This window comes from Rubricoccus marinus, from assembly GCF_002257665.1.
In the GTDB taxonomy this organism is placed as follows: domain Bacteria; phylum Bacteroidota; class Rhodothermia; order Rhodothermales; family Rubricoccaceae; genus Rubricoccus; species Rubricoccus marinus.
Map to the genome: position 1 here is coordinate 2478867 of NZ_MQWB01000001.1, position 21099 is coordinate 2499965.

Below are 21099 nucleotides of genomic sequence, written 5' to 3' on the forward strand. Positions count from 1 at the left end.
GACGCCAGAGGCGTCAGTGCGCGTCCAGCCAGTTGTCGGCCACGCCCACGTCTACCACGACCGGCACGTCGAGCGGGAAGGCGGCGGTCATCTCGCGCCGGATCAACTCCGTCGCGGCGTCCACCTCCGCCAGAGGCACCTCGAAGACGAGCTCGTCGTGGACCTGGAGGATCATGCGCGTCTCCAACCCCGCAAGAGGCAGCGCGTTGTGCAGCGAGACCATCGCGCGCTTGATCATGTCCGCCTGCGTGCCCTGGATGGGCATGTTGAGCGCGATGCGCTCCGAGTAGGCCCGGTCGTTAGGGTTGCGGGAGTTGAGCTGCGGGAGGTAGCGGCGGCGGCCGAGCAGCGTCTCCGCGTAGCCTCTGGCGCGGGCGTCGTCCACGAGCCCGTCCAGGAACCGGATCACGGTCGGGTAGCTGGCGCGGTACTGGTCGATGAGCTCCTGCGCCTCGGAGTTGGAGATCCGCATCCGGTTGGCGAGCCCGAAGGCGCTGATGCCGTACGGGATGCCGTAGTTGACCTGCTTGACCCGGTCGCGCTGCGGGCGCGTGACGTCCTCGTAGTCCACGTCGAACACGCGGGCGGCGGTCGCGGTGTGGATGTCGCGCCCTTCGCTGAACGCCTCCACGAGCCCCGCGTCCTGGCTCATGTGCGCGATGATGCGGAGCTCGATCTGCGCGTAGTCCGCCGCCAACAGCTTGCACCCATCCGCTGCGACGAACGCGCGGCGGATCTCGCGGCCCATCTCGGTCCGGATGGGGATGTTCTGGAGGTTGGGGTTGGAGGACGAGAGGCGGCCTGTGGCCGTGACCGTCTGGTTAAAGTCGGTGTGGATGCGGCCCGTCTCGGGGTGGATGAGCTCGGGCAGGCGGTCGGCGTAGGTGCTCTTGAGCTTGGACACTTTGCGCCAGTCCAGGATGAGCGCGGGCAGGGTGTGCTCCTGGGCGAGCTCGCTGAGCACGTTCTCGGCCGTGCTGGGCGCGCCGCTCTTGGTCTTCGCCAGAGGCTGGAGCCCGAGGCCCCACGTCGGCGCCTCTTCGGCGAGTTGCTTTTTGGTCTTGGGCTTCGCATCGGGGTCGCCCTCAACTTTGCCCGACTCGTTGTCGCGCACGTCTTGCTCCCACTGCGCGGCCGCCGCGCGCTCCTCGTCCGTGGGCGGGTCGTTGAACAGGATCTCGCCGATCTGCTTGGGCGAGCCGATGTTGAAGACGCGGCCCGCGAGCTCGCCGACCTCCTTCTCGATCCGCTCCATCTCGGCTTCGAGTTGGACGCTGATCTTGTCCAGGACCTTTACGTCCACCTTGACGCCGCGCCGCTCGATGTCGGCCAAGACCGGCACGAGGGGAAACTCGATCTCCTCCGCGATGGCGAGGAGCTTATCGTCGATGAGCTTCTGGCGCAGGAGCGGGACGAGGCGGAGCGTGATGTCGGCGTCCTCGCAGGCGTAGGGGCCCACGTCCTCCACCGGCACGTCGCGCATGTTGAGCGCGTTCTTGCCCGTGCCGATCAGGTCCGTGATGGGCTGCGGGCGGTAGTTGAGGTAGAAGCTAGAGACGTCGTCCAGCTTGTGGCTGGCCTCGGGCTCGATGAGGTAGTGCGCCACCATCGTGTCGAAAAACGGCCCGGCCACCTCGACGCCGTGGTTGCCCAGGACGAGCAGGTCGTACTTCACGTTGTGGCCGACCTTCTCGACGCCGGGGTCCTCCAGCCTCTGGCGAATCGCGTCCAGGGCCTCTTGCGTCTGCGTCCCGTCAGGCAGCGGCGTGGGGACGTAGACGGCGCGTTTTTCCTTGGACGAAAGCGACACGCCGACAAGCGAGGCCTCCATCGCGTCCACGCTCGTGGTCTCGGTGTCGAACGCCAGAGGCTCGCCCGCGGCCTCCTCAGCGGCGGTGCCGAGGTCGGCCTTCTCGTAGACCGTCGCGTAGCTCACGGCGTCGGAGTCCATCGCGGTGACGGGCTCGTAGGGGCCGAAGTCGAAGTCCAGCGACGGGTCGCTCTCGGGCAGGTGCGTGCTCTGCCTCTTGCGGTAGCCGCCAGAGGCGCGGGTGCGCTCGCGGCCCTCGGCGTAGTCCTTGACGCGGTTGCGCAGCCGCGTGCCGAAGCCGACGTGGTCGAAGAGGTTGTTCAGCGCGCCGATGTCGGGGTCGGTGCGGCGGAGCGAGTGCCAGTCCAACGGGTCGCCGAAGTCGTCGGTGACGTCGAGGTCGGTGGCGATAGTGACGAGCTTTTTGCTGAGCAGCGCGTCCTCGGCGTGGTTGGTGAGGCCGTCGTTGGCGCGCTTGCCCTTGACCTCGTCGCGGTGCTCGATGAGGTTCTCGACGGTCTTGTACTGCTTGATGAGCTTGATGGCGGTCTTCTCGCCGATCCCGGGCACGCCGGGCACGTTGTCCGCGCTGTCGCCCATGAGCGCGAGGAGCTCGATGAACTGCACGGGCTCCAGGCCGTCGTACTTCTCGCGGAAGGTCTCGGCGGTCTCGCGGTTGAACACCTCGCCCATGTACGGCGGGCGCAGCATGTGCACGCAGCCGGGGCCGGCGCCAGAGGCCTCGTCGGAGAGGAGCTGGCGGAAGTCCTTGTCGGCGGAGAAGATGACGACGTCCACGCCCTCGCCCTCGGCGCGGCGGCAGAGCGTGCCGATCACGTCGTCGGCTTCCATCCCGTCCACTTCCAGAACGGGGATGTCGAAGCCGCGGCAGAGGTCCTTGATAAGCGGGATGCAGGACTTGATCTCGCTCGGCATCGGCGGCCGGTGCGCTTTGTAGTCCTCGTAGAGCTCGTCGCGGAAGTTGGGCCCGCCCGTGAGCGGGTCGAACACGACGGCGATGTGCTCGGGCTGGTGGTCCTCCAGCAGCTTGAGCAGCGCCGTCGCGAAGCCGTAGAGCGTGCGCGTATCGGTCCCGTCGGGCGCGTTCATGGACGCGTTCTTCATGCTGAAGAAGGCGCGGTAGGCCAGCGCCATCGCGTCGGCGAGGAACAGCGTCTCGCGCTCCTCCCCTTCCTCGTCGTCTTCGCCAGAGGCCTCTGGCGCGTCGTCAGGTGCGTCGGCGTCGGGCTCGTCCCAGGGCGGCGTGTCGTCGCTGGAGGGCGCCTCTGGCGCGGGCTCCGCTGTGGCGGAGGCGCTTGGCGCGCTGAACAGGTCGGGCGCGCCGGCTGGCGCGGTGTCGCCAGAGGCCTCTGGCGTGGCGGGCGGCTCGGGGAGGTCGTCGAAGAGCGAGGGCTCGGGCATCGAAAGCGGTCGGCGGAGTCTGGGGCGCATGGTAACGCGCACGAGCGACAGCGGTTTGGCGCAGCGGGAAGGATGTGGGGCCCCCTGGCGCCAGCGGCCGAAGACCGCACGAAAGCAGGGTGGCGCGCGAGAGGCCTGGGATCTTGTCCCGCGTTCCTTCATCCCCTATCTCTCCATCCCGCCTCCCTCCCGCATGGTCCTCCTCTTCGACATCGACGGCACGCTCCTTCAGTCCCACGGCGTCGGCCGCCGCGCCGTGGAGCACTCGCTGCAGGCGCACTTCGGGCGCCCGTTCGACACGCAGTCGGTCCCGTTCTCGGGCAAGACGGACCCCCAGATCTTCCGCGAGATCCTCTCGGACCCCGACATCGCCGGCGATCTGGACCTCGACCTTGACGTGGCGGTCCGCCAGGCCTGCGAGGCGTACGCCCGCCGGATGCACGCGACCTGGGACGAGGCGACCGTCGACGCGCTCCCGGGTGCGGTCGAACTCGTGGAGCAGCTCGGCGCCAGAGGCGAGCCGCTGGGGCTTCTCACCGGCAACCTGGAGCCCATGGCGCATCTCAAAGTCGGCCGCATCGGGCTCGGCGAGGCCTTCGCGTTCGGCGCCTACGGCTCGGACCGCGAGGCGCGCAACGAGCTCCCCCTCGTGGCGCTGGAGCGCGCCAGAGGCCTGTTTGAGCGTCCTCTGGCGGCGGAGGACCTCGTCCTCATCGGCGACACCCCGCGCGACGTGGAGGCGGCGCAGGCGGTCGGCGCAAAAAGCGTGGCGGTCGCGACGGGCCGCTACGACATGGACGCGCTCAACCAGACCGGCGCGACGGTCGTGCTCGAAACGCTGGAAGCGTTCAGCCTCGACGCGCTGGCGTAGAGGGCTCGCCTCTGGCGCCAGAGGCGTGGACCCGCCCATTCCCCCACGGCGCATCCTGCTATCCCTGCACCCACGCGTGCATCAGGATGCCGGCTGCGACCGACACGTTGAGCGACTCGGCGCCTTCTCCTCCGCCGCCGGGGATCCACACGCCGCCCGTCAGCCTCTGGCGCGAGGCCTCGGAGAGCCCGTGCCCCTCGCTGCCCATGACCAGCGCAGAGGGGGCGCGCGGCGCCCACTCCGCCAGAGGCACGCTGGAGCCGGGCGCGGCGTGCGCGCCCCAGAGCGCGAGGCCTCTGGCGCGGAGCGCGTCGAGCGCCGCGCCGAGATCGTCCACGCGCGAGAGGCGCACGTCCCACAAACCGCCCATCGCGGCGCGGACGGCCTTGGGGCCTTCGAAGTCGGCGCTGTTGGCGTCGGCCAGGACGGCATCCACGCCGAACCACGCGGCCGTTCGCACCAGCGCGCCCACGTTGCCGGGGTCCTGCACGCCGTCCAAGACCAAAACCCGTGAGGCCGCCGGCGCCTCCCCTGGGCGCCGATCCGGTGGCGCCAGAGGCGCGACGATGGACCGCGCCACGCCCACGACGCCCTGCGAGGTCCGCGCGTCGCCCACGCGCGCCATGTCTTTCGCCGCCACGCGGTGGACGGGCACGCCTCTGGCGTCCAGGCGCGAAATGAGCAGACTGATGCGGTCGGTCTCCGCGGCCTCGTGCGCCACGAGCACCTCCGCAAGAGGCGCCCCAGCGGCTTCGGCGGACTCGACCGAGCGGACGCCCTCCACCAGGAACGCGCCGTTCTGACGACGCCCCTTGCGGGACGAGAGAGAAGCGAGGTCTTTAAGCCGCTGGCGGGTCACGCAGAGGTACCGGGTGGGGAGCGGCAAGATCGGACGCGCCAGAGGCCTCTGGCGAGCGCTCGGCCGGAGTTTGGGTTCTGGCAGGGCGTGGCCTGTCTGTTTCCGCGTGAAGACGGGGCCGAACCGCTCCTCAGGAGAATCCCGTGTTGAGAACAGAGCAGATCCGCCGATAGCTTCCCCTGCCGGAAGCGCTTCCGATCCATCGGCGGTATCTGGCCTGCATGCTTTCCTGACGTTCGCCATTTCCTCAAAGCGGCGAGCATTGCTCCTCATCACGAGCCGCTGCCCCTCCGCGTAGCTTTCGCATGGCGATCCCTTTCGACACACACCCGCTCCCGGCCCGCCGGGACTCCATGGCTACCCCCTTCAAGCGCGACGTCACGACCCCCGCTCTCTACCAGGAGCCCACGCCCCACGTCGACAAAGACAACCCGTTCCAGGACATGATGGAGCGGTTCGACTACGCAGCCGAACTGCTCGAACTGGACAACGGACTCTACAAGTACCTCCGCTCCTCGTCGCGCATCCACATCACGAGCGTGCCCGTGGTGATGGACAGCGGCGACCTGGAGGTTTTCCAGGGCTACCGCGTGATCCACAACGAGGTCCTCGGGCCCTCGAAGGGCGGCATCCGCTTCGCGCCCGACGTGCACCTCGACGAGGTGAAGGCGCTGGCGGCGTGGATGACGTGGAAGTGCGCCATCGTGGGCGTCCCGTTCGGCGGCGCCAAGGGCGGCATCACGTGTGACCCGTCCACGATGAGCCCCGGCGAGATCGAGCGGCTCACGCGGCGCTACACCGCCAACCTCCTCGACGTGTTCGGCCCGGACAAGGACATCCCGGCGCCGGACATGAACACGAACGAGCAGGTCATGGCGTGGCTCTTGGACACGTACTCCATGCACGTGCGCCGGACCGAGCCCGCCGTCGTCACCGGCAAGCCGATCTCGATCGGTGGCTCTCAGGGCCGCCGCGAGGCCACGGGCCGCGGCGTGATGACCTCCACGCTCAGCGCGATGGAGAAGCTGGGCCTCCGCCCCGGCCAGTGCACGGTCGCCGTGCAGGGCTTCGGCAACGTGGGCTCCATCGCGGCGCAGCTGCTCCGTGAGCAGGGCTGCACCATCGTCGCGGTCAGCGACGTGAGCGGCGGCTATTACAACGCCAACGGCATCGACATCGACGCCGCCATCGCGTACTCCGAGGCGCACGGGCGCTCGCTCGCCGGCTTCGACGGCGCGGAGACGATCACGAACGAGGAGCTTCTGGCGCTCGACGTGGACGTGCTCGCGCCGTGCGCGCGTGAGAACCAGATCACGAGCAAGAACGCCGCCGACGTGCAGGCCAAGATCATCGTCGAGGGCGCCAACGGCCCCACGACGGCGAACGCGGACGAGATCCTGAGCGACAAGGGCATCCTCGTGGTCCCGGACATCCTCGCGAACGCGGGCGGCGTGACCGTCTCCTACTTCGAGTGGGTGCAGGACCGCCAGGGCTACTTCTGGAGCCTGGACCGCGTCAACCGCCGCCTGGACCGCATGATGCGCTCCGGCTTCGACGCCGTCTACGCCGAGACCACGAAGTACGACGTGCCGATGCGCATCGGCGCCTACGTGATGGCGATCGAGAAGGTGGCCAACGCGCTCCGCCTCCGCGGCATTTACGCGTAACGCCGCGTACGCGCCTCTGGCGCACGCCTCTCGCCATCCACCGATGGTGCGAGATTCCCGCCTCTGGCGTTCGCGCCAGAGGCGGTTTTGTATCCACACGCTCTGGTCCTCGCTCTGCGCCTCCTCGCCTTCCTGCTCGCCCTCGCCGCCGCCGGCTGCGCCACGCCCGTCCCCCCCACCGGTGGACCGGCCGACACGACGCCGCCCGCGCTCGTTTCCAGCTCGCCAGAGGCCGGAGCCGTGCGCGTGGCCTCTGGCGAGATCGTGCTCACGTTCTCCGAGCGGCTGGACGCGGCGGGTGCGCGCGCCGTCCAGGTGACGCCAGAGGCCGAGACGCCGCCCGAGGTGGAGATCCGCGGCCGCGAGGTCCGCATCACGCTGGACTCCCTGCGCGAGGCGACCACCTACGTCGTGACGGTCACGACCGACCTCCGCGACGCGCGGCGCGTGGCACTCCGGGCGCCGATCACGCTCGCCTTCGCAACGGGCGACGAGTTGGACCGCGCGCAGATCTCCGGCCGCGTGCTGCTGCCCCAGGACGGCACGCCGGCCTCTGGCGTCGCCGTGTGGGCCTACGCCGCGGACTCCTCCGGCGCGCTCCCCGATCCCAGCCAGAGGCCCCCGGACTACCAGACCGAGACCGGCGCCGACGGCGCGTTCTCGTTGGAATACCTCCGCCGCGGGACGTTCTTCGTGGCCGCCGTGCAAGACGCCAACCGCAACCGCCGCGCCGACCCCGGCGAAGCCTTCGCGCTCCCCGCCCGGCCTCTGGCGACGGCGGACACGACCGAAGCCGCGCCGCTGGCGCTGTACCTCGCGAGCGCAGACAGCCTCGCGCCCGAGCCGCAACGCGCCCGAGGCTTGAGCGACCAGCGCCTCGCCGTTCGCTTCTCCGAACTCGTGCGGCTGGGCTCCGCTTCGCCAGAGGCGTGGGCGTTGGCGGACTCCGCTTCTGGCGCGCGCGTGCCGATCCGCGCCGTCTACGTGGACCCGATCAGCCCGCAAGAGGTGCGCCTGGTCGCCTCGCGGCCTCTGGCGAACGTGCCGCACCAGATCGCGCAGGTCGCGCAAGGCGTTGTGACCGACTCCACCGGCAACGGGACGGCGGCGTTCAGCCTCACGTTCACGCCGCCCGCGCGGCCCGATACGGTCACGGCGCGCTTCGCCGGCTTCGTGCCCTCGCCAGAGGCGCCGACAGACTCCGTTGTTACGCTCCGGCCAGGCGTGCTACCCGGCGTCCGCTTTACCGCACCGCCAGACTCGGCCGCGCTCGACGCCGTCTCCGTCACCGGCGCGTCCACCGACGAGCCTCTGGCGTGGGAGACATCGGACGGGCTCACCTTCCGCTTTCTCGTCTCGCAAGAGGCCACGGCCTTTACGCTCCGCGCCGGCGACTCCACCCAGACGCAGCGATACCGGCGCCTGGCACCCAGCGAAACGGGCGCACTTGTTGGGAGCATCGTAGACGCATCGGGCGGCTCCATCCGCGGAGCCTCTGGCGAGACCGTCCTCATCGAAGCGCTCCCCGCTTCGGGTGAGCCGTACCGCACCACAGCCGACGCCAGCGGCCGGTTCGCCTTCCCGGCGCTTCCCCCGGGTGAGTTCCGCGTTCGGTTCGTCGTCGACCGTGACGGCGACGGCGCGTGGACGGGCGGGCGCCTCGCGCCCTACGCGGCTCCGGAGACTCTGGCGTTCGCCTCGGGCACGCAGACCATCCGCGCTCGCTTCGAGACGGACATGGGCGAGATCGACCTCGGCGCGCTCGCGCTGCCAGAGGCCAGGTCTGCTCGTCCGGTGCGCCGCGGCCCTCCCTCCGGGCCGCCTCCGCCGGGACAGTAGGCTCTGGCGCCAGAGGCCGAACCCGTGCCGCGGGCGCGCCGTTAGATCGGCCCCTCCTCCCACCGCCGCATGACCTCGCCCGTCCCCGGATCGCTGCTCCTCGCCGAGCCGCCGATGCCCGATCCCAACTTCAAGCGGACCGTCATCCTCATCTGCGAGCACACCATGGAGGGCTCATTCGGGCTCGTGCTCAACCGGCCCGCAAACGTGAAGCTCTCCGAAGTCGCAACGATCGACCTCCCGTTCGACGCGACGCTTTGGCACGGTGGCCCGGTCCAGCCGGACACGCTGCACTACCTCCACCCCTACGGCGACACAGTCCCCGGCGCGATGCCGGTCCTGAACGACGTGTACTGGGGCGGCGAGTTCGACGCCATCTCGGACGGCATCGCCAGCGGCCGTCTGGACGCGGATCGCATCCGCTTTTTCGTCGGCTACTCCGGTTGGGGCTCGGGGCAGTTGGACGCCGAAGCCGAGGACGGCTCGTGGATCGTCATGGAAGGCACGCCCGGCGTTGCCTTCGCCGAGGAGGACGACGACCTCTGGCGCCAGATCTTGCGTGAGATGGGTGGCGAGTACGCCTTGCTCTCCACGTTCCCGGATGACCCGCGGATGAACTAGCGGAGGCACGCGCTCCGGTAATAGGCAAGAGCGACCGCTGGCCTCGTCGGCAGGCGCCCGCGTGACGCGTGGCCTCTGGCGCCAGAGGCTCAGCTCAGGAAGTCGTGCGCACGCTACGGATCCTACGAAGCTAGGCCGGTCACCTGCCAGTGACGGTATTGACTTCGGTCTCGCGGCCTGAATCTGGATGCGTGATCGCGATGCTCTCGAAGCTCAGAGACACCTGCTCCCTTCCGTCCTTTATGGAATGAGAGGTGACCGCCACGTTGGTGAGTTCGTACTTCAGCACCACCGAATTGCCGCGCATCACGTCGAGCAAAGCCGATGGAATGGCACGCCCTCGCGCTAGCGCATCGATGAGCATAGGGGTAGAGCCGTCGATCTCCTTGACGATGACCACGTCGCCGTAGGTCACACTGGCTCGCCGTCTTCCCTGCCCCGTTCCCGGACCGGCCGCCCTCTCCCAATCATAGGAGACGGATACAACGTCGATCCAGCCCATGTGGTCGCGGGCCTTTGCATCCCCGTCGATGCCATCCATCTTGAGGAAACCCGTTTGCGCGGTGGCTGGCAGGGCAATGAGCGCTACCGCAGCGAGGGCGAGCAGGAACGGGAGCGTACGAGTCAGGAGGTAAGAGCGTGTCATGATCATCGCGTGGGATAAGTCTATCAGGACCAAAAGAGTACGACCGGAAGCGAGAACCGCAAGCGGGTGGCGCCGGCCTGCTCCCCACCTCTGGCGCCAGAGGCCGAGCCCCATGTCTCTGGTGAGACCAACGCGTAACGGCGTACGTTGGCCGCACACTACGCGCCCACACGTTAGGCCTTGCGATGCGGCTAGTTGTTTTCAGCCTCGTTTTCCTGCTCGCCGGATGCACAGCCTGGCGGCCCGTCCCGCGCGCGAGCGTTGGCGGCCCTACCAGTGGCCCCGAAACAGTCCGGCTCCTGCTGCTCGACGGTCGTCAGCTGTACATCAAAAAAGCATCAACCGTGGGCGACAGCCTTATCGGCCGAGTGGAGAACGCCCGGGTCGCCTTCGCCCTTACGGACATTCGTCGCGTGGATACACAGCAACCATCCGCCGGTAAAACCCGCACTGCTACCGGCGTAGCTAGTGGAGCGGCCGTCGGAGTTGGCATCGCAGCCGCACTGCTCGCGCTCGTGGCTCTCGCCGCGGCGAGCCTGCTCGACGGGATCTACGGCGGCTCGTAAAGCCTCTGGCGCCCGCGCCCCGGTAGCTTCGGGCTCCCCACCGAGCTTATGCCTGAGCCTCCCCCCTGCCCTCACTGCTCCTCCGTCTACGTCTACGAGGACGGCAACAACTACGTCTGCCCCGAGTGCGCGCACGAGTGGTCACAGGACGCCGCCGAGGTGGCGGCGCCAGAGGCCTCTGGCGTGACCGACGCCAACGGCACGCCCCTGGCGGACGGCGACACCGTGACGGTCATCAAAGACCTCAAGGTGCGCGGCTCGTCGTCCGTGGTCAAAGTCGGCACCAAGGTCAAGAACATCCGCCTGACCGACGGCGATCACGACATCGACTGCAAGATCCCCGGCATCGGCGCGATGGGCCTCAAGTCCGAGTTCGTGCGCAAGGCGTGACACGTGCCCCCCTCTGCCAGCGCACCTCCCCGCTTTTCGTTTCTCGCCTCCATTTTCCCGACCCCGCCAGAGGCCTCTGGCGCCGTGCCCATGCCCATCTCACTCCCTGACCCGACGCGCCGCCACCTCACGCGCGCCATTCAGGCCTACTTCCAGGATGAGCGCGACGAAACCATCGGGGACCTGCAGGCAGGGTTCGTCCTGGACTTCGTGCTGGAGGAGATCGGTCCGTCCATCTACAACCAGGGCCTCCGCGACGCCCAAGCACGGCTCCGCGTCGTCGTGGACGACCTCGACGTAGCGCTCGGCGAGCCGGAGCCGGTCTGAGAGCCTCTGGCGCCAGAGGCTAGCCGAACCACCCCGCGAGCCACGCCAAGAGCGGGACCGCGAAAAGGACCATCAGACCGATAAACAGCCACGTCATCGCCGTCACGCCGGCCTTGGACTCGGGGAACTCGTAGCCGCAGACCTCGCACTCCGGCGCCTCGGCGTCGGTCGGCATGGCGCAGGCGGGGCACTCTCGGGTCTCGCTCACGACAGGACGGGCAGCGTGGTGTGCATCTCGCCGTCGCCAGAGGCTCCGGCGCGCTTCGCCTCTAGCGCGCCGTCGCGGTGCGCGGCGTCGATCCAGCCGCCGGCGAGCACGTCGTCGCCGTCGTACAGCACGAGCGCCTGTCCGGGCGCGGGCGCCGAGCGCGGGGCCTCGAAGACGGCTTCGACGGAGTCCTCGCCGGTCTGCCGCACGAGCGCGGGCGCGCCGGGGTCCTTGTAGCGCACCTGCGCCGTTACGCGCGTCTCCTCCGGGAAGCCACCCACGCCGACCCAGTTGAGGTCGCTCGCGAGAACGGTCCGTCCGCTCAGCGCCTCGCGCGGCCCGAGGTAGACCGTCTCCGTCAGCGGGTCGATGCGCGTGACGTAGATGGGCTCGCTCCACGCGAGTCCGAGTCCGCGCCGCTGCCCTACGGTGTAGAACGGCGTCCCGCGGTGCTGCCCCAGAACGTCGCCAGAGGCCTCCCACACGAAATCGCCGCCCACGCGCTCGGCGAGGCCGGGACGGCGGCGCTCCAGCCAGCCTCGGTAGTCGCCATCGGGCACGAAGCAGATCTCGTAGGAGTCCTTCTTGTCGGCCACTTCGAGGTGTCCCATCTCGGCCGCGAGGGCGCGGATGTCCGGCTTCGTCATCGCGCCGAGCGGGAGCAGCGTGCGCGCGAGGTGCGCCTGCTCCACGCCCCACAGCGCGTAGCTCTGGTCCTTGTTGCGGTCCACGCCGCGCGAGAGGATGTAGCGGCGGGAGGTAGCCTGCGGGGAGCGGCCAGCGGCAGACTCCGCCTCTGGCGCCAGAGGCCCTCCCGTTGCCACGTCTCCACCGCCCAATACCTCCGCGCCAGAGGCCCGGACCCTCGCGTAGTGCCCCGTCGCGATCCACTCGCAGTCCAGCGCGTCGGCGCGCTTGAGGAGGGCGGCCCACTTGACGTGGGTGTTGCACAGCACGCAGGGGTTGGGCGTGCGTCCGGTGAGGTAGTCGCGCTCGAAGCGGTCGATGACGAACGAGCCGAACTCGTCGCGGATGTCGACGATGAAGTGCGGCACGCCGAGCCGGACGGCAACGGCGCGGGCGTCGTTCATGTCGTCCAAGGAGCAACAGCCGACCTGCTTGCCACCGGGCGCCTTTGCGCGAGCCTGCGCCTCGGCCTTGCCGCCGGTCGTGGCGTGGTCCCACGTCTTCATGGTGACGCCCACCACGTCGTACCCCTGCTCATGGAGCAAGGCCGCGGCGACGCTGGAATCGACGCCGCCGCTCATGGCGACAAGTACGCGGCCGTGACGGCTCATGGGATCTCAGGGTGGGACGGAAGGGGCAGAGGGAACCTAGGTGCAACAACGCGGCGCACCCGTCCTTCTCGCGCGTTCCGCTGGTTTTTCGCTTGGGTGGGCCCCTGGCGACAGGCAACTTGAGCGCTCCAACCCCACGCCCCTATGACCCCGCGACCGCCCTCGCCGAGACGCCGAATCAACGCCGCTGGCGCGCCCGCTGCCATTGGTCCGTACTGCCAGGGACTGCTCGTGGGCGAGACGTTGTACGTCTCGGGCCAGATCGCGATGGACCCGGAGAGCGGCGAGAAGATCGAGGGCGACATCCAGGAGGAGACGGCGCAGGTGCTGGACAACATCGCGGCCGTGCTCCGCGAGGCGCAGATGGACTTCGCGCATGTCGTGCAGGTAACGGTTTTCCTGCGCGACATGGACGATTACGCGCTCATGAACGAGGTCTACTCCCGCTACTTCAGCGGCGCCACGCCCGCCCGCGAGGCCCTCGAAGTGGGCAAGCTGCCGCGCGACGCGCAGGTCGAGATCTCCTGCATCGCGGTCGCCTAATTCTAATTCTCTGGGGCGCGCCTCTGGCGCCAGAGGCTTACCCCTCGGTCATCAGCGCGTGGACACGCGTGCCTTCGGGGAGCGCCGCGCGGCCACCGAGGAACGCGAGTTCCAGCACGAACGACGCGCCGACAACCGCCGCGCCCTCGCGCGAGACGAGCCGGCACGCCGCCCCCGCCGTGCCGCCGGTCGCGATCACGTCGTCGTGGACGAGCACGCGTGCGCCCGGTGGCAGGACGTCTTTGGGCAGTTCGATGGCGTCCTCGCCGTACTCCAGCGCGTAGGTCTCGCGCGGCCCCGCCAGAGGCAGCTTGCCCGGCTTCCGCGCCGGCACGAGCCCGGCGCCGAGCCGCACTGCTAGCGCGCCGCCAAACCAGTACCCACGCGACTCGATGGCGAGCACGTGCGTCACGCCTGCGTCTTTCCACGGCTCCGCCAACGCCTCGACGCCTCTGGCGAACAGGGCTGCGTTGGCTAGGACAGGCGTGAGGTCTTTGAACTGGATGCCCGGCTCGGGAAAGTCAGGAACGGTGCGGACGGCGGCGTCGAAGTCGGACATGGGCGCGATGGAGTGGAAGGGGGAAGATCGCCGTCGGGCGGGCCTCTGGCGCAGGGGGGTGATGCGTACTGCGTGATGCGCACGGAGTAGCAACATGGGGCTCTGGCATTCGACTCCGCTCGCCTCTGGCGCCAGAGGCGAAACAGGTGGGGCGCGGCACCTCTCTCCCCTCGCTGTCGCGCCAGAGGCACCGAGCGGCGCGCTATTCTCCGACACGCGGGGCGCCGGCACGGTCTCCGCGAGGTACCGCGCATGCTCCCGTTCCGCCTCTGGCGAATCGCTCTCGCCCTTCCCTTCCTTCTCGCGGCGGCCGCGTCGGCGCAGACCCTGGACCCGCACGGCGCACCCTCGGCGATCGAGTCCCACCGCGACGTGCTGCTGGGCGAGACGTCCATCGTGGGCCGGTGGGACGCCGTGGAGGTGCGTGGCGACCGTTCGACAACGCTCGACCTCCGCTTGCGGCGCCTCGCGAAAACGCTCATCGTCAACCCGACGGGCCGCGCCACGCTCCGCGGGTGGGACGAGCGGCTCAATGGCGGCCGGCCGGAGGCGTTCGTGGGCACCGTCGCCAGAGGCCGCTTGCGCCTGGAGGCACTCCCCGGCGCCGCTCGCCTCGCGCTCCATGGCGGCCGCCTGTGGATCACCGACCCCAGCGGGACGACGACCGTCTACGCGTGGCGCGGGCGGTAGGGCCGCCTCGCGTGTCGCGCCAGAGGCCTCTGGCAGCGTGGCTATGGCGCCTCGCCGCCAAACATTTCCTCCCACGGGTTCCGCCCCAGCACCCAGACGTAGAACTCGGCGCCGAGCACGCCGTGGTAGATCCCGAGCGGCCACAGGTTCTCGTGTTTCTGGTACAGCCCGGCGTAGGCCAGCCCGAGGCCCGTTGTGGCCGCGGTGAGTTCCCAGTTGGGGACGTGGACCGACCCGAACGCGGCGGCGGCGATCGGCGTGACGAGGTACGGGCTCAAGCCCCCATCGCTGAGGTGGCGCGTGACCATGCCTTGCACGAGCATCTGCTGCGTAAGCCCCCACGCGGGGTAAAGCACGAGAAGCGGCAGCATGTCCGCTTCCAGCCGCAGCGTCCCCTGCGCCGCGCCGATCGCGACCATCCCGGCCGTTGCGACACCCGCCAGGATGGAGGCGTCGCGGAACGCCGGGCCGAGGTTCTCTGACGTGAACCCGAGGTCGCGGAAAAAGTCCTCGTCCGTCACGCCGCGGTACCCCACGTAGCCGCCCCAGCCGCCGATCACGACAGGGATGTACGCCGCCGAGAGTCCGGCTTCCGACGCCGCGAGGTGCCCCACGCCCGTCAGCGCGACGGCGCCCATCTCGGCCCATTGGCGCGGCGTGATCGTCGGCTGCCCGGGCGCGGGGTTGATCGGGATGCGCAGCGAGAGCGTCATCGGTGGGGCCTCTGGCGCGAGCCAGTCCCCCGGTTGCGCGAGCGGAGCCGCCAGAGGCGCGAGGAGCAGGAGAACAGCGGCCAGCCGGGTCATGTGGCAGAAGCTAGGGGCTCGTCCGAACGGCCGCGTAGCACGTCTGGTGCGCGTGCGCCTCTGGCGCCGGAGGGACCGCGCGCGAGCCTACCTTCGCGTGCCCCTCCGCTCCGCCCATGTGCCGCTTTCTCCCGCTCCTCGCTCTCCCCTTTCTCCTCCTCGCTGCGCCAGAGGCCCGCGCTCAGGCCGAGGGGCTGACGCAGATCGAGAGCGACCTCGAACGGTTCGTGCTGCGCCAGCACGCGCTCGGGCGCCTGCCGCGGCTGGACCCCGGCGCGCTGCCGCTCAACACGCGCGCGGCCCTCGCGATGCTGGACTCGATCGACGCGAGCGGGATGTCTGCCGTGGACCGGGCGCTTCTGGACGGCTACCTGGGCCGCGAGACCGCCGGGTTCCTGGGTGCCCGCGCCGAGTCTACGCCGCTGTACGCCAACCGCCGCTCGTTTATCTCCACCTCTGGCGACGGCTACGGGTTGGAGGCCTCTCCCCTTCTGGACCTCTCCTACGGTCCGGCGCAGATCAACCGCGCCGAGGAGGGCGGGACTGAAACCGGCTCGGCGTGGACGCTCGCCAGAGGCCTCCGCGTAGCCGGTCACGCCGGGCACTTTTTCGCCGAGACGCGCATCGCGGAAACGCAGGAGTTGGTGCCCAACGGCTCGCGCACACGCAGCACGGCGCCGCGCATCGCCTTTGCGCGCACAACCGGCGGGACAGCCAACGCCCCCGACGCCGAGTACGATTACGTCCGCTCCACGGGCATCGTCGGCTACCGCGACCGCTTTGTCGAGCTCCGCGCTGGGCGCGACCGCAACCGGCTCGGCTTCGCCAGAGGCTCGCTCATCCTCAGCAACTACGCGTCCGAGTACGACCATGCGCAGGTGCGCCTGAACGTCGGCCCGCTCTCCTTTCAAAGCGTGTACGCGCGCTTCCTAGACCCGCGAGAGGCCGGCGGGAGCGACTCCGACGGCGTCGTGGAGCAGCGCTACGGCGCGTTCCACCGCGTGGCGTACCGGCCGGGCGCGGGCGTGGAGATCGAGGTCTTCGAGACCGTCATCTTCGGCGACCGCGAGGACGACAACCGCAACGGCTTCGAACTCGCCTACCTCACGCCGTTCGCGCTGTACCGCGCCGTCGAGCGCGACCTCGGCAGTCCGGACAACATCTTGCTCGGTGCTGGCGCTGCCTGGCGCCCGACCTCTGGCGTCCGCGTCTACGGCCAGGGCCTCTTGGACGAGTTAGTCGCGGCCCGCTTTTTCGACGACGCGTGGACCAGCAAGTGGGGCTTCGTACTCGGCGCGCAGGTCTCGGACCCAAAGATTCCTGGACTCGGTCGGCTGGTCAACACGGATCTCCAGGTGGAATACAGCCGCATCCGCCCGTACGTCTACGCCCACCGCGACTCCGTCACCGCCGCCGTTCATTACGGCGATGTGCTCGGCCACCCGGCCGGCCCCAACGCGAGCGACCTCAACGTGCGCCTGGAGCACCGTCCCTCCCGCGATCTCGTTTTCTCCGCCGACCTCTCCTATACCGTCCGCGGCCGCAACACCGACCTGCTCAACTACGGCTCCGATCCGCAGCGCGAGAACGGTGACCGCGTCCCCGAGCCCAACCCGACGCTCCAGGGCGTCCGCCAGAGGCTCGCGTTCGCGGATGTCAGCTTCGGCGCCCGCGTGCTCCCGGACGCGACGGTCGGCCTCCGCGTCCTCGCGCGCATGACCGACGACGAGGCGTTCGGCCGCTCGGGCTTTGTCGCCCCGCAGCTCTTCCTCCGCTGGTCCGCCGTCCCCCTCGGGCCGCGGTACTAGCCTCTGGCGCCAGAGGCTATCCCTCCGCCTCTGGCGAGGCAGCTCGCGACGGCACTACGCGGTCCAGTTCGCGCGCCAAGGGCTCGGCGAGAGCCTCGGCGTAGGTCGCCGTGATGTGGTGAGGGTCGCGGAAGGTCACCATCTCGCCTCGGCGAGCGGTGCACGTGCCCCCGGGGCACACGAGGTCTGTCAGGTCCAAGACCGATGCGCCTCTGGCGCGGGCCGAGGCCTTGAGAATCGCGTAGACCCGCTCTCCGGAATCGTGGTCCGCCGCGAAATCGCACGAGGACGGGTCGGGCGTGCGGCCGAACGCCGCATAGTGCTCCTGGCGCGAGAGGCAGACCGGCGTGTCTGTCGGCGCCCACGGCGTGTCGCGGAACACGACAACGTCGCCGGAGGCCTCCGCGAGTGCCACGAGGGTCTGGTCCATCCCCTCGCGCCACGCCTCTGGCGAGATCGGGGTCTGATGCGAGATCGCGAGAACAACGAGGTCCGGGCGTGCGGCGCGGATGGAGTCCATGACCAGTCCCGTCCACGTCTCGCACTCTGTGTAGATGCGGTCCAGGCGCGGGTCGACGTAGGAGACGCCGAGCGGCGCGCACCCAGACTTGGTGTGGTACGAGAGCGTCCAGCCGCGCTGTTTCGCGATGGCCTGCAACGCAGGCGCCCACTGCGCCGCGTGGCTGTCGCCGAGCAGGACGACCTCGCGACCCGTCTCTGGCGCCTGCACGGTCGGCGTGGAGTCAGCGCCAGAGGCGAGGTTTTCGCCAGAGGCGAACACGTCAGTGCAGTCCTCGCCAAGCGTGTCGCTGACCGTGCTCCGCTGGCACTCGCGCTCGTAGAGATCCGGGACATCCTTCAGCACATTCGTCAGCGCTCGGTGCCGCGGGCTCTCGGCCAGGCCTCTGGCGGCGACGTACCATCCGCCTCCGATCACGAGAGAAAGCACGGTCACGCCTGCCAGGAGCCCGAGTCCCCGCCGGGACGAGGCCGCGAACCAGCGGTTGTGGCGGACAGGGTTCTCAATAAACCGGTAGGACACCTCTGCCAAGAGCAACGAGCCCAGCGCGAGCGCGACGCGCGTCGCCAGAGGCAGCTCCCCGTATAGCCCGGCGGCGAACACCAGAACCGGCCAGTGCCAGAGGTACCACGAGTACGAGAGCCGCCCCAGCTCTTGCAGCGGTCGCCACGCGAGGGTTCGCGCGAGAGCCGTCCGTGTCGCGGCCGTTCCGCCACGGAGCGCGAGCGCCGTGCCGACGGTCGGCAGCAGAGCGGCCCAACCGGGGAAAGGCGTCGTTGTCGTGAACGCTACGCCAGAGGCGAGAACGGCTATGAGGCCGGCCCACCCCAGCGCGTGCGCCAGAGGCGAGACGGGGTCGGAACCGCCCTCAAAGCGAAGGCCAGCCAGGCCTCTGGCGGGCTCCCCATTATCGGTCGCGTCGCCTCTGGCGCCAGAGGCAGCCTGCGGCGCGAGAACCGCCAGCGCGCCGAGGCCGAACTCCCAGGCGCGCGCAGGTGAGAAAAAGAACGCCCAGTGCGCGTACCGCGAGCCCATCAGGGCCAGCATGAACCCGAACGAGAGGAGCGAGACGAGGGCCGCGCCCCATACGAGCCTCTGGCGATGGCGCGGGGCCGCCCCAGCCTTTCTAAACGCCGCCCACCCTGCCAGAAGCACACCGACCAGCAGCGGCCACGCGATGTAGAATTGCTCTTCCACCGCGAGCGACCACGTGTGCAGCAGCGGGTTTGTCTCGGCGCCAGCGGCGAGGTAGTCCGTCGCGTCGCTCACAAACAGCAGGTTGGAGGCGTACGCCGCCGTCGCGAGTGCCGTCCGTGCGATCAGCGCCTGCTCCACAGGCGCGTAGAACACGGCGGCGAAAAGCGCCACGCCCACAATCAGCGCTGCCGCCGCGGGCAGCAGCCTCCGCGCACGGCGGGCGTAGAACCGCCAGAGGTCCACACGCCCGGTCTCGTTCACCTCGCGCACGAGCAAGCCCGTGATGAGGTACCCCGAGAGCACGAAGAACACGTCCACGCCGATGTAGCCGCCCGAGAATCCCGGCACGCCCGCGTGGTACAGCACGACCAAGAGGACCGCGATGCCGCGCAAGCCCTGTATGTCCTGGCGCCACGTCGGACGTGGCGTTGCCGTGCCCTCTCCTACGCTCACGGCGTCGCCAGAGGCTCCAGGGTGGAGCCGTCACCGGAGGCGGGCCCCGCCTCGGACCGGCCGCTGCCCTCGGGCGCCGCGCTTTCAGGCTTGTACGACGGCACGACGTACTGGAACGCGTCGCGCACCGCCTGATCGCTCCCCGTCTGGGCCGCTTCGAGGAGGGCTTCCAGTTTGGCCGGGAAGCTCGCATCTGGCGCGCCCTTCCGAGCAACGAAGATCTTCTCGTGCGGCGAGGCTTCGATGCCTTCCTCTGCTAGCAACAGCTCCTCGAAAAGCTTTTCGCCAGGCCGGGCGCCAGAGAACACGATCTCGATGTCTACCCCGGGCTCCAAGCCCGAAAGCAAGATGAGGTCGCTCGCGAGGTCCGCGATCTTGACCGGGTCGCCCATATCGAGCACGTAGACGCGGTTCTTGTCGTCCAGCGCGCCCGCCTGCAGCACGAGCTGCGCGGCCTCGGGGATGGTCATGAAGTAGCGCACCATGTCCGGGTGCGTGACCGTGATTGGCCCGCCGCGCTTGATCTGATCGCGGAACAGAGGCACCACGCTGCCGCGGCTGCCCAGCACGTTGCCGAACCGGACGGACGCCATGAGGCACTCGCTTCGGCTCGCGACGTCGGCGACGACCTTTTCCGCCACGCGCTTGGATGCGCCCATGACATTGGTGGGGTTCACCGCCTTGTCCGTCGAGATGTTGACGAGACGTTCCACGCCGTGCTCGGAGCACAGCTCGGCGACGTTGCGCGTGCCCATCACGTTGTTCCACACGGCCTGCTCGGGGTTGGCCTCCATCAGCGGGACGTGCTTATGCGCGGCCGCGTGGAAGACGACTTCAGGCTTGAAGCGCTCGAACACGGAGTGGAGCGAGTGCCGATCTCGCACGTCGCAGATAACCGCTTCGCGCTCGATGTGACCCCAGCGCTGCGCCATCTCACGGTTGATGAGATACACGCTGTTCTCACCGCGCCCGAGCAGCGTGATCTGCGCCGGCCCGAACTGCGCCACTTGGCGCACGATCTCGGACCCGATAGAGCCGCCGGCACCCGTCACCATCACGCGCTTCCCCTTCAGGTAAGCCCTGATCGGCTCAGGCTCCAGTCGCACGGGTTCGCGCCGGAGCAGGTCTTCCACGTCGATGTCGCGGAACTGCAAGATCTCGACCTCGCCAGAGGCCAGGTCCGTAAGCGTGGGGACCGCCCGGCTGGGGACGCCGGCGCGCTGGCTGGCTTCCACGATGCCGCGGATGACATCGCCCTTTGCAGACGGCATCGCGATCAGCACTTCGTCGACCTCCTGTTCGCGTACGGTCTCCTCCAGCAAGCTCAGCGCTCCGAAGACAGGCAGGCCGAGGTGCGGCTGCTTTGTTTTCCAATCCTTGTCGTCCAAGAATCCGACAGGTGTGAGCGCCGCTTCGGGGTGCCGGAGCATCTCGCGTGCGAGCATCACACCCGCCTCGCCCGCGCCTACGATCAGCACTCGTTTCCCGGCCTCTTGCGGGCGCCTCTGGCGCTCGTTGCGCAAGCGGCTGACCATGCGCAGCCCGCTAAGTGCGAGGACGGCAAGGAGCCCCTCGATGATGGGCACACTGCGCGGGACGGGCGCCACGCCGCGATCCACGGAGAACCCGAAGGCGATCAAAACGCCGACGGTCAACACCACCGTTACAACTCCGACGACGATGAGGAGGCGCCGGAGGTCGCGGACGCTAACCCACCGCCAGGGGCGCAGGTACATCCGCGCGCCGTACAGCGCGACCACTTTTACGACGAGCGCGACCGATCCGTACGCCAGAAGCTGGTTCACGAAGCCGTCCGCATTGCCTTCCAAGCGGAGCAGGAACGCCAGAGGCGTCAGAGCCGCCCAAACGAGGACGTCGGCCAGAAACTTGACGGCGGAGACGTTGCGCATGCGGAGGAGTGGACTCGGGCCCGGGGGGTCAGGAACGGGTCGGTGTAAGGCGCGCCGGTGCGGTCGGCGGAAAGCAGCGGGGAGGCCCG

Annotated in this window: 19 protein-coding genes; 10 read left to right on the forward strand and 9 right to left on the reverse strand. The window is 69.3% G+C overall.

Features of this window, described 5'->3' with window-relative positions; genetic code table 11:
- Positions 1–13: 13 nt before the first annotated feature.
- Entirely contained in the window at positions 14–3232 is a 3219-nt protein-coding gene (locus BSZ36_RS10545) for a DNA polymerase I (protein WP_094548703.1), read from the reverse strand.
- Positions 3233–3425: 193 nt separating this feature from the next.
- On the opposite strand from BSZ36_RS10545, the gene BSZ36_RS10550 reads away from it, so the two are divergent.
- Entirely contained in the window at positions 3426–4103 is a 678-nt protein-coding gene (locus BSZ36_RS10550; RefSeq protein ID WP_179271134.1) for an HAD family hydrolase, read from the forward strand.
- 58 nt (positions 4104–4161) lie between these two features.
- On the opposite strand, the gene BSZ36_RS10555 is transcribed toward BSZ36_RS10550, so the two are convergent.
- Positions 4162–4989 carry a TrmH family RNA methyltransferase gene (locus BSZ36_RS10555; RefSeq protein ID WP_179271135.1) on the reverse strand — a complete coding sequence of 276 codons (828 nt, stop codon included), beginning with the start codon at positions 4987–4989 and terminating at the stop codon, positions 4162–4164.
- A gap of 326 nt (positions 4990–5315) precedes the next feature.
- Here BSZ36_RS10555 and BSZ36_RS10560 point away from each other — a divergent pair, with 326 nt between their 5' ends.
- The 3 genes from BSZ36_RS10560 to BSZ36_RS10570 all read left to right on the forward strand — a co-directional run bounded on the left by BSZ36_RS10560 (position 5316) and on the right by BSZ36_RS10570 (position 9089).
- Positions 5316–6629, forward strand: coding sequence for a Glu/Leu/Phe/Val family dehydrogenase (locus BSZ36_RS10560; RefSeq protein ID WP_094551281.1), 1314 nt, complete (start codon positions 5316–5318; stop codon positions 6627–6629).
- An 87-nt stretch (positions 6630–6716) separates the two neighbouring features.
- Complete coding sequence (locus BSZ36_RS10565; RefSeq protein ID WP_179271136.1) at positions 6717–8468, forward strand: Ig-like domain-containing protein; 1752 nt, start codon at positions 6717–6719, stop codon at positions 8466–8468.
- 69 nt (positions 8469–8537) lie between these two features.
- On the forward strand, positions 8538–9089 hold the full coding sequence (locus tag BSZ36_RS10570; RefSeq protein ID WP_094548711.1) for a YqgE/AlgH family protein: 552 nt from the start codon (positions 8538–8540) through the stop codon (positions 9087–9089).
- 139 nt (positions 9090–9228) lie between these two features.
- Here BSZ36_RS10570 and BSZ36_RS10575 read toward each other — a convergent pair whose 3' ends face one another.
- Entirely contained in the window at positions 9229–9735 is a 507-nt protein-coding gene (locus tag BSZ36_RS10575; RefSeq protein WP_179271137.1) for an Hcp family type VI secretion system effector, read from the reverse strand.
- A 185-nt stretch (positions 9736–9920) separates the two neighbouring features.
- Here BSZ36_RS10575 and BSZ36_RS18960 point away from each other — a divergent pair, with 185 nt between their 5' ends.
- The 3 genes from BSZ36_RS18960 to BSZ36_RS10585 are packed head-to-tail and all read left to right on the forward strand — an operon-like array spanning position 9921 to position 11018.
- Positions 9921–10301: a hypothetical protein gene (locus BSZ36_RS18960; RefSeq protein WP_143536847.1), complete on the forward strand. Its 381-nt coding sequence runs from the start codon at positions 9921–9923 to the stop codon at positions 10299–10301.
- Positions 10302–10349: 48 nt separating this feature from the next.
- On the forward strand, positions 10350–10691 hold the full coding sequence (locus BSZ36_RS10580) for a zinc ribbon domain-containing protein YjdM (protein WP_094548715.1): 342 nt from the start codon (positions 10350–10352) through the stop codon (positions 10689–10691).
- A gap of 3 nt (positions 10692–10694) precedes the next feature.
- Complete coding sequence (locus tag BSZ36_RS10585; protein ID WP_218827644.1) at positions 10695–11018, forward strand: DUF2164 domain-containing protein; 324 nt, start codon at positions 10695–10697, stop codon at positions 11016–11018.
- A gap of 19 nt (positions 11019–11037) precedes the next feature.
- On the opposite strand, the gene BSZ36_RS18965 is transcribed toward BSZ36_RS10585, so the two are convergent.
- Positions 11038–11226, reverse strand: a complete 189-nt coding sequence (locus BSZ36_RS18965; protein WP_143536848.1) for a zinc ribbon domain-containing protein — start codon at positions 11224–11226, stop codon at positions 11038–11040.
- Complete coding sequence (locus BSZ36_RS10590; RefSeq protein WP_094548719.1) at positions 11223–12524, reverse strand: MnmA/TRMU family protein; 1302 nt, start codon at positions 12522–12524, stop codon at positions 11223–11225. The genes BSZ36_RS18965 and BSZ36_RS10590 overlap by 4 nt, the downstream gene beginning before the upstream one ends.
- A gap of 144 nt (positions 12525–12668) precedes the next feature.
- Here BSZ36_RS10590 and BSZ36_RS10595 point away from each other — a divergent pair, with 144 nt between their 5' ends.
- Positions 12669–13067 carry a Rid family detoxifying hydrolase gene (locus tag BSZ36_RS10595; RefSeq protein ID WP_094548721.1) on the forward strand — a complete coding sequence of 133 codons (399 nt, stop codon included), beginning with the start codon at positions 12669–12671 and terminating at the stop codon, positions 13065–13067.
- Positions 13068–13104: 37 nt separating this feature from the next.
- Here BSZ36_RS10595 and BSZ36_RS10600 read toward each other — a convergent pair whose 3' ends face one another.
- Positions 13105–13626 carry an adenine phosphoribosyltransferase gene (locus BSZ36_RS10600; protein WP_094548723.1) on the reverse strand — a complete coding sequence of 174 codons (522 nt, stop codon included), beginning with the start codon at positions 13624–13626 and terminating at the stop codon, positions 13105–13107.
- Positions 13627–13878: 252 nt separating this feature from the next.
- Between BSZ36_RS10600 and BSZ36_RS10605 the strand changes: the two genes are divergently transcribed.
- Entirely contained in the window at positions 13879–14316 is a 438-nt protein-coding gene (locus BSZ36_RS10605) for a hypothetical protein (protein WP_094548725.1), read from the forward strand.
- A 41-nt stretch (positions 14317–14357) separates the two neighbouring features.
- Here BSZ36_RS10605 and BSZ36_RS10610 read toward each other — a convergent pair whose 3' ends face one another.
- Positions 14358–15122 (reverse strand): CPBP family intramembrane glutamic endopeptidase, encoded by a 765-nt coding sequence (locus tag BSZ36_RS10610; protein WP_094548727.1) that lies wholly within the window; start codon positions 15120–15122, stop codon positions 14358–14360.
- 116 nt (positions 15123–15238) lie between these two features.
- On the opposite strand from BSZ36_RS10610, the gene BSZ36_RS10615 reads away from it, so the two are divergent.
- A complete protein-coding gene (locus tag BSZ36_RS10615; protein WP_094548729.1) occupies positions 15239–16930 on the forward strand; it encodes a capsule assembly Wzi family protein in 1692 nt (563 codons plus the stop codon).
- Positions 16931–16946: 16 nt separating this feature from the next.
- On the opposite strand, the gene BSZ36_RS10620 is transcribed toward BSZ36_RS10615, so the two are convergent.
- Both BSZ36_RS10620 and BSZ36_RS10625 read right to left on the reverse strand, forming a co-directional pair.
- The gene (locus tag BSZ36_RS10620; protein ID WP_094548731.1) at positions 16947–19100 is read right to left on the reverse strand and encodes an acyltransferase family protein; all 2154 of its coding nucleotides are present in this window, start codon (positions 19098–19100) and stop codon (positions 16947–16949) included.
- The gene (locus tag BSZ36_RS10625) at positions 19097–21010 is read right to left on the reverse strand and encodes a polysaccharide biosynthesis protein (protein WP_094548733.1); all 1914 of its coding nucleotides are present in this window, start codon (positions 21008–21010) and stop codon (positions 19097–19099) included. Before BSZ36_RS10625 ends, BSZ36_RS10620 begins: the two co-directional genes overlap by 4 nt.
- Between the last annotated feature and the right edge of the window lie 89 nt (positions 21011–21099).

What these genes read in the sequence shown, in the direction of transcription:
- BSZ36_RS10615 (WP_094548729.1), top strand. Translation starts at nt 15,239, where the DNA reads ATGTGCCGCTTTCTCCCGCTCCTCGCTCTCCCCTTTCTCCTCCTCGCT.
- BSZ36_RS10590 (WP_094548719.1), bottom strand. Translation starts at nt 12,524, where the DNA reads ATGAGCCGTCACGGCCGCGTACTTGTCGCCATGAGCGGCGGCGTCGAT.
- BSZ36_RS10560 (WP_094551281.1), top strand. Translation starts at nt 5,316, where the DNA reads ATGGCTACCCCCTTCAAGCGCGACGTCACGACCCCCGCTCTCTACCAG.
- BSZ36_RS10600 (WP_094548723.1), bottom strand. Translation starts at nt 13,626, where the DNA reads ATGTCCGACTTCGACGCCGCCGTCCGCACCGTTCCTGACTTTCCCGAG.
- BSZ36_RS10575 (WP_179271137.1), bottom strand. Translation starts at nt 9,735, where the DNA reads ATGACACGCTCTTACCTCCTGACTCGTACGCTCCCGTTCCTGCTCGCC.
- BSZ36_RS10580 (WP_094548715.1), top strand. Translation starts at nt 10,350, where the DNA reads ATGCCTGAGCCTCCCCCCTGCCCTCACTGCTCCTCCGTCTACGTCTAC.
- BSZ36_RS10605 (WP_094548725.1), top strand. Translation starts at nt 13,879, where the DNA reads ATGCTCCCGTTCCGCCTCTGGCGAATCGCTCTCGCCCTTCCCTTCCTT.
- BSZ36_RS18960 (WP_143536847.1), top strand. Translation starts at nt 9,921, where the DNA reads ATGCGGCTAGTTGTTTTCAGCCTCGTTTTCCTGCTCGCCGGATGCACA.
- BSZ36_RS10545 (WP_094548703.1), bottom strand. Translation starts at nt 3,232, where the DNA reads ATGCCCGAGCCCTCGCTCTTCGACGACCTCCCCGAGCCGCCCGCCACG.
- BSZ36_RS10550 (WP_179271134.1), top strand. Translation starts at nt 3,426, where the DNA reads ATGGTCCTCCTCTTCGACATCGACGGCACGCTCCTTCAGTCCCACGGC.
- BSZ36_RS10610 (WP_094548727.1), bottom strand. Translation starts at nt 15,122, where the DNA reads ATGACCCGGCTGGCCGCTGTTCTCCTGCTCCTCGCGCCTCTGGCGGCT.
- BSZ36_RS10625 (WP_094548733.1), bottom strand. Translation starts at nt 21,010, where the DNA reads ATGCGCAACGTCTCCGCCGTCAAGTTTCTGGCCGACGTCCTCGTTTGG.
- BSZ36_RS10595 (WP_094548721.1), top strand. Translation starts at nt 12,669, where the DNA reads ATGACCCCGCGACCGCCCTCGCCGAGACGCCGAATCAACGCCGCTGGC.
- BSZ36_RS10570 (WP_094548711.1), top strand. Translation starts at nt 8,538, where the DNA reads ATGACCTCGCCCGTCCCCGGATCGCTGCTCCTCGCCGAGCCGCCGATG.